Annotated in this window: 10 protein-coding genes; 6 read left to right on the plus strand and 4 right to left on the minus strand. The window is 73.1% G+C overall.

The window, feature by feature from the left end; genetic code table 11:
- The first annotated feature begins 30 nt into the window (after positions 1-30).
- The gene (locus tag E1289_RS35660) at positions 31-546 is read left to right on the plus strand and encodes a TrmH family RNA methyltransferase (RefSeq protein WP_131988291.1); all 516 of its coding nucleotides are present in this window, start codon (positions 31-33) and stop codon (positions 544-546) included.
- A 66-nt stretch (positions 547-612) separates the two neighbouring features.
- Positions 613-1,245, plus strand: coding sequence for a class I SAM-dependent methyltransferase (locus tag E1289_RS35665; protein WP_131988279.1), 633 nt, complete (start codon positions 613-615; stop codon positions 1,243-1,245).
- Between the two features lie 40 nt (positions 1,246-1,285).
- Here E1289_RS35665 and E1289_RS35670 read toward each other — a convergent pair whose 3' ends face one another.
- The gene (locus E1289_RS35670) at positions 1,286-1,507 is read right to left on the minus strand and encodes an EF-hand domain-containing protein (protein ID WP_131988281.1); all 222 of its coding nucleotides are present in this window, start codon (positions 1,505-1,507) and stop codon (positions 1,286-1,288) included.
- A 118-nt stretch (positions 1,508-1,625) separates the two neighbouring features.
- Here E1289_RS35670 and E1289_RS35675 point away from each other — a divergent pair, with 118 nt between their 5' ends.
- A complete protein-coding gene (locus tag E1289_RS35675) occupies positions 1,626-2,432 on the plus strand; it encodes a glycerophosphodiester phosphodiesterase (RefSeq protein WP_207929368.1) in 807 nt (268 codons plus the stop codon).
- 9 nt (positions 2,433-2,441) lie between these two features.
- Here the strand turns inward: E1289_RS35675 and E1289_RS35680 are convergent, their stop codons facing one another.
- Positions 2,442-2,747 (minus strand): type II toxin-antitoxin system Phd/YefM family antitoxin, encoded by a 306-nt coding sequence (locus E1289_RS35680; RefSeq protein ID WP_131988285.1) that lies wholly within the window; start codon positions 2,745-2,747, stop codon positions 2,442-2,444.
- Positions 2,748-2,912: 165 nt separating this feature from the next.
- Between E1289_RS35680 and E1289_RS35685 the strand changes: the two genes are divergently transcribed.
- The 3 genes from E1289_RS35685 to E1289_RS35695 all read left to right on the plus strand — a co-directional run bounded on the left by E1289_RS35685 (position 2,913) and on the right by E1289_RS35695 (position 4,593).
- Positions 2,913-3,506, plus strand: a complete 594-nt coding sequence (locus E1289_RS35685) for an ATP-dependent Clp protease proteolytic subunit (protein WP_131988293.1) — start codon at positions 2,913-2,915, stop codon at positions 3,504-3,506.
- Positions 3,503-4,108, plus strand: coding sequence for an ATP-dependent Clp protease proteolytic subunit (locus tag E1289_RS35690; RefSeq protein ID WP_131988287.1), 606 nt, complete (start codon positions 3,503-3,505; stop codon positions 4,106-4,108). The genes E1289_RS35685 and E1289_RS35690 overlap by 4 nt, the downstream gene beginning before the upstream one ends.
- 140 nt (positions 4,109-4,248) lie before the next feature.
- Positions 4,249-4,593 (plus strand): RNA polymerase-binding protein RbpA, encoded by a 345-nt coding sequence (locus E1289_RS35695; RefSeq protein WP_131955076.1) that lies wholly within the window; start codon positions 4,249-4,251, stop codon positions 4,591-4,593.
- Between the two features lie 91 nt (positions 4,594-4,684).
- Here the strand turns inward: E1289_RS35695 and E1289_RS35700 are convergent, their stop codons facing one another.
- On the minus strand, positions 4,685-5,389 hold the full coding sequence (locus E1289_RS35700) for a response regulator transcription factor (RefSeq protein WP_131988289.1): 705 nt from the start codon (positions 5,387-5,389) through the stop codon (positions 4,685-4,687).
- The coding region (locus E1289_RS35705; protein WP_207929369.1) for a histidine kinase at positions 5,386-6,397 on the minus strand (1,012 nt) is incomplete at its 5' end. The genes E1289_RS35705 and E1289_RS35700, both read right to left, overlap by 4 nt.

A 6,397-nucleotide genomic window follows, 5' to 3' on the forward strand; every position in this document is an offset into this window, starting at 1 on the left:
GCCCCCGACCCCGCCCAGGGACGCAGGCAGCTGCGCGCCACCGACGTCAAGCGCCTCAACCGCGAATGGCGCCGCCGCACCGGCGCCCGCCTCGGTCTCCTGGTCGAATCGGTCACCCAGCCGTTCAACATGGGCTCCATCGTCCGCACCGCCGCCGTGTTCGGCGTCGACCACCTCTGGCTCGCCGGCAACGCGACCCCGCCGACCCACCGGAACGCGGCCAAGACCGCGCTCGGCACCGACCGGCTCGTCGCCTGGGAGCACGCAGGCACCCCCGCCGAGGCCGCCGCGGCCGTCCGCAAGGAGGGGCTGCGCCTCGTCGCCGTCGAGCTCACCACCGACGCCGTCCCCCTGCACGAGGCGCCCCTCGACGGCGACGTCTGCCTCGCCGTCGGCGGCGAGGACCACGGCTGCTCCCCCGCCCTCCTGGCCGCCGCCGACGCCGTCACCTACATTCCGCAGATCGGACGCGTCGGCTCCCTCAACGTCGCCGTGGCCGCCGCCATCGCCCTCGCCGAGGCCCGCCGCCGCGAATGGAGCGCCTGACCGCGCGCGTTGCCGGAACGGCAACACGGTTCGGCGCATCGCGCGGTGCCGGCGCATCATCAGGCCATGGAACACACCACCGACCAGGAATTCTGGGACGCCCGCTACACCGAGCACGAGCGCGTCTGGAGCGGCGACCCCAACGCCGTCCTCGTCGAGGAGGCCGCCGATCTGGAGCCCGGCACCGCCCTCGACCTCGGATGCGGCGAGGGCGGGGACGCCATCTGGCTCGCGCGCCGGGGCTGGCGCGTCACCGCCAGCGACATCTCCGCCGTGGCCCTCGAACGGGCCGCCCGCCACGCCGAGGCCGCGGGCGTCGCCGACCGCGTCGAATGGCAGCGCCACGACCTCGGAACGTCCTTCCCCGGGGGACGCTACGACCTGGTCTCCGCGGCGTTCCTGCACTCCCCCTTCGAAGGCATGCCGCGCGAGCAGATCCTGCGGGCCGCCGCCGCGGCCGTCGCGCCGGGCGGCATCCTGCTCGTCATCGGGCACGCCGGCCCGCCCCCCTGGGACCCCGACGCCCACCACGACGTGCACCTGCCCACCGCCGAGGAGGTCCTGAAGTCGCTGGACCTGCCCGACGGTGAATGGGACGTGCTGCGCGCCGGCGAGCACGAGCGCGTCCAGACGGCCCCGGACGGCCGCGTCATGACCCGCACCGACAACGCCCTCAAGCTCCGGCGCCGCCCGTCCTGACCGACGATCCGGCGTCCGGAGGTCCGCGTCAGGGCGGCGATCAGGGCGGGGCGGTCCGCTGCATGAGGGCGGTGAACTCCTCCAGGGAGATCTTGCCGTCGCGGTTGGCATCGGCGGCCACGACCACCTCCACCGCACGCGTGCCGGTGACCTCCTCACCCAGCGCGGCCATGAGGTTCTTCAGCTCACCGGTCGAGATGTACCCGTCGCCGTCGGCGTCCACGAGCTCGAACGTCGCCCGGTAGTCCTCCACGTCCGCCATGCGCGTGCTCCCTCGCTGGTCGGTTTTCGGGAACCCGACGGTAGCAGCGGTACAACCGACCCGGCGCCTTTACGTAGTAAGGTACGGTCCGGTTGTACAGTCCGCCATAATCGGACGGGTGCGCCGCTCGTACGAGTTCCTCGACCATCCCGCGCCGATCCCCTTCGCACACCGGGGCGGGGCGGGCGGCGGGCCCGAGAACTCCTTGGCCGCGTTCCAGCACGCCATCGACCTCGGTTACCGCTACCTGGAGACCGACGCCCACGCCACCGCCGACGGCGTCGTCGTCGCCTTCCACGACCGCACCCTCGACCGCGTCACCGACCGCGCGGGCGCCATCGCCCAGCTCCCCTACTCCGAGGTCGCCAAGGCCCGCATCGGCGGCACCGAGCCCGTCCCCCTCCTGGAGGAGGTCCTCGGCTCCTTCCCCGAGGCACGCGTCAACATCGACATCAAGGACGCCCCCGTCATCGGCCCGCTCGCGGCCGCGCTGCACCGTACGGCCGCCTGGAACCGGGTGTGCATCACGTCCTTCTCCACCCGCCGGCTCGCCCAGATGCGCGCCCGGCTCCCCCTGTTCACCAACGGCGACGTGTGCACCGCCCTGGGACCGCGCGGGGTGATGGCGCTGCGCGCCAGGTCCTACGGCGGCCCCGCCGCCAAGCTCGTCCGCCTCGCCGCCACCGGCGTCGCCTGCGCCCAGGTGCCCTACGGCCTCGGGCCCCTCCCCTTCGTCACCGAGTCGTTCATCGCCCACGCGCACGAACTCGGCCTCCAGGTCCACGCCTGGACGGTCAACGAGCCCGCCGACATGGAACGCCTCCTGGACCTCGGCATCGACGGCATCATGACCGACGAGATCGACACGCTCCGGCGGATCATGGCGTCCCGCGGACTCTGGCGGGGCCCCGCCCCCGCCCCCTGACGCGCCCGGTCAGCGGTTGAAGCCGGGCGGGCGGTACTCGGCCGCGATGCGCAGCGGCGACGGCTGCGGACGCTCCGCAGGCGGGGCGGGCTGGCCCTGCTGCTGGGCCGGATCGCCTGGCAGGTCATGCGCCAGGTCGTGCGCCAGGTCGAGGCGCCGCGACCGCACCAGCTCCAGGAGTTCCAGGTCCTCCGGGGACACCAGGGCCGCCATGACCTTGCCGCGGCGGGTGAGCCGGACCGGATCGCCGGTGTAGGCGACCCGGTTGACCAGATCCGCGAACTGGGCCCGTGCTTCGGTAACCGGAACATCCACGTGATTCATCGTATAGCGAAACGAGGGAAGGTCCCCTGGTCCGCCTCCTCCAGCGGCATTAGCCTTCATACGTACGTAGTGTACGTTCTGTACAGATCAATCTCGGAGGTGCACGTGAACGGAGAACCAGGGCAGGGCGAAGGCGACCGGCCGGCGGAGACCTACATCGGACGGTCGCGGACCAGCACCGGCGGCGTCCCCCGGCTGGCGGACGTGCAGCTGTTCGAGCGCCTGCTGGCCCAGCGCATCGTGTTCCTCGGCAGCGAGATCGACGACCAGATCGCCAACCGGATCAACGCCCAGCTGCTGCTCCTCGCGGCGCAGGACGCCCAGCGCGACATCACGATCTACATCAACTCGCCCGGCGGGGTCGTGGACGCCGGCATGGCGATCTACGACATGATGCAGTTCGTCCCGAACGACATCTCCACCGTCGCGATGGGAATGGCCGCATCCATGGGACAGACACTTCTGTGCGCGGGAACGGCGGGCAAACGCTACGCGCTGCGCCACGCCCGGGTCATGATGCACCAGCCGCACGGCGGGATCGGCGGCACCGCGTCCGACATCAAGATCCAGGCGGAGCAGTCGCTGTACCTCAAGCGGACCCTGGCGGAGCGGACCGCGCTCCACACCGGGCAGTCGCTGGAGCAGATCGAGGCCGACAGCGACCGGGACGCGTGGTTCACCGCGGAGGAGGCCCGCAACTATGGTCTGGTCGACCATGTCATCGACAGCACCGACCGGGTGGGCACATGACACGTGCGGAGAGGCGCTACCTCGTCCCCGAGTTCGAGGAACGGACGAACTACGGGCGCAAGGACACCAACCCCTACGACAAGCTGTTCGAGGACCGGATCGTCTTCCTCGGCGCGCCGGTGGACGACATCAGCGCCAATGACGTCGCGGCGCAGCTGCTCACGCTGGAGGGCATGGACGCCGACCGGCCCATCGCCCTGTACATCAACTCGCCGGGCGGGTCACTGACGGCGATGCTGGCGATCTGCGACACGATGCGGTACATCGCGCCGCCGGTCGAGACGACCTGCATCGGGCAGGCGGGCTCGGCGGCGGCGGTCCTGCTCGCGGCCGGCGCCCCGGGCCGGCGGGCCGCGCTGACCGGCGCGCGGATCCTGCTGCACGAGCCGTCGATCGAGGTGTCCAGGGGCTTCGCCACCGATCTGGACATCCACGCCCGCGAGATGCTGCGGCTGCGGGCGCAGACCGAGGCGATCGTGGCGGAGGCGACCGGGCGCGACCCCGAGACCGTCCGCCGCGACCTGGACCGGGCGCGGTTCTTCAGCGCCGCCGAGGCCAAGGACTACGGGCTGATCGACGAGGTGATCACCAGGCGCGGCTAGCGTCCGCGGGGGGCGTTTCCCCCGCCCGGCCCGGTGCGGCCGCAAACAGCAGGGTTGGATCACGCTGGGTGCGGGAATCTTGTCCGGGTATTCAGCGTTGGTCAGGGCAAGACCGCAAGCCGTCTGGGAGGCACGTGACGATGGCCGAGCGCGCACTTCGCGGCACCCGACTCGGAGCGACGAGCTACGAGAACGATCGCAACACCGATCTCGCCCCTCGGCAAGAGGTAGATTACACCTGCACCAAGGGCCACCGGTTCACCGTGACGCTCGCCGCCGAGGCCGAGGTGCCGATGACCTGGGAATGCCGCAACTGCGGCGTAACGGCCCTGCGGGTCGACGGAGAGCTTCCCCAAGCCAAGAAGGGCAAGCCGCCGCGGACCCACTGGGACATGCTGATGGAGCGCAGGACCGTCGAGGACCTGGAGGAGGTTCTGGCGGAGCGCCTGGAGATCCTGCGGGCGGGGCGCAGGAAGTCCGCATGAATCTTTGATCTGTTGAACGGGACGGGCCCGCACCGGCGACGGTGCGGGCCCGCCGCATGTCCGGGCGGCCGCACGTCCGGGCACCGGCGTTTCAGCGGTCCGTCCGCGGCAGGACGAGGCCGCTCTCGTAGGCGGTCACGACGGCCTGGACCCGGTCGCGCAGACCGAGCTTGCGCAGGATGCGGCTGACGTGTGTCTTGACCGTCTCCTCCCCCACGACGAGGCGGGCGGCGATCTCGGCGTTGGTGATGCCCTCGGCGACCAGGCGGAGCACGTCCGTCTCACGGGGTGTCAGTGCGGCCAGGACGTCGGGGCCCCGGGACGGGCTCCGCGGGCGCAGGCGGGCGAACTCGCCGATGAGGCGGCGGGTGACGGCCGGGGCCAGCAGCGCGTCCCCCGCGGCGACGACCCGGACGGCGTCGAACAGGCACTCGGCGGTGACGTCCTTGAGCAGGAATCCGCTGGCGCCGGCGACCAGGGCGTCGTAGACGTGCTCGTCGAGGTCGAAGGTGGTCAGGATCAGCACCCGGGGGCCTGCGGGACCGGCGGTGATGCGGCGGGTGGCCTCGATGCCGTCCATGACGGGCATCCGCACGTCCATCAGCACGACGTCGGGCCGGTGCCCGCGGCAGGCGCGGACCGCCGCCGCGCCGTCCGCGGCGGTGGCCACGACGTCCAGGTCGGGCTGGGTTCCCAGCAGGGCGCCGAATCCGGCGCGGGCCACCTCCTGGTCATCGGCCACGACCACCCGGACCACGCCGTCCTTCTTGCCCGCCGTTTCGTCCGGGCCGGTCATGGCGCCTGCCCCGCCGGGAGCGTCGCCTCCACCAGGAACCCGCCGACGGGCCCGGGACCGGCACGCAGGTCGCCGCCGACGGCGGCGGCGCGCTCGCGCATGCCGAGGACGCCGTGCCCGGCGGCGACCCCGCCGGCCGCGGGCCCCGGCCCGTTGTCGCGGACACTCACGCGCAACGCCTCGGGGGTGTACTCGACCTCCACGTCGACGGCGGCTCCGGGGGCGTGCCTGCGGGCGTTGGTGAGGGCCTCCTGGACGATCCGGTACGCGGCCAGTTCCAGGCCCGGGTCGAGGACGGCGACGTTCCCGCGCAGGATCAGCCGGACACCGGCGGCGCCCGAGTCGCGGGTCTCGTCGACCAGGCCGAGGAGCTGCCGCAGGCCGGGCTGGGGCGACCGGGTGGGCTCGGCGCCGGCGTCCTCGCGCAGCACGCCGAGCAGCCGCCGCATCTCGGTGAGGGCGGTCCGCGCGGTGTCGCCGATGGCCAGGAGCCGCTCGGCGCCCTCCTCGGGCATGCCGGGGACCGCGAGGCGGGCGGTCTCGGCCTGCACGGAGATCATCGAGATGTGGTGGGCGACGACGTCGTGGAGCTCGCGGGCGATGCGGGCGCGCTCGCCGCGGGCGGTGTGCTCCAGGAGGGTGTGCTCGAACGCGCGCCGCGACGCGTCCAGCGCGGCGGCCTCGGCACGGCGGCGCGCGATCCGGCGGCGGACGAGGACCGCCCACGCGGTGGTCAGCGCGGCCAGGGCGGCGACGGCGGCCCCGCCGTGCAGGACGCACGCGGCCGCGGCGGCGACGGTGATCATGGCGGCGGCGGCGCTGATCCGGTCCCGGGCCAGGACGAGCGGGAACGTCGCGGCCACGTCCACCAGGATCGCCAGGGACAGCACGGCCCCGGACCCGTGCGTGCGGTAGACGGCCTCGGCCGCCCCGGCCACCGCCAGTGACGCGCCCGCCACGGGCCACGGTCCCGGCCACCGCACCCGGTACACGGCCGCCCGCCCGGCC

This window comes from Actinomadura sp. 6K520, assembly GCF_004349245.1.
GTDB lineage: Bacteria > Actinomycetota > Actinomycetes > Streptosporangiales > Streptosporangiaceae > Spirillospora.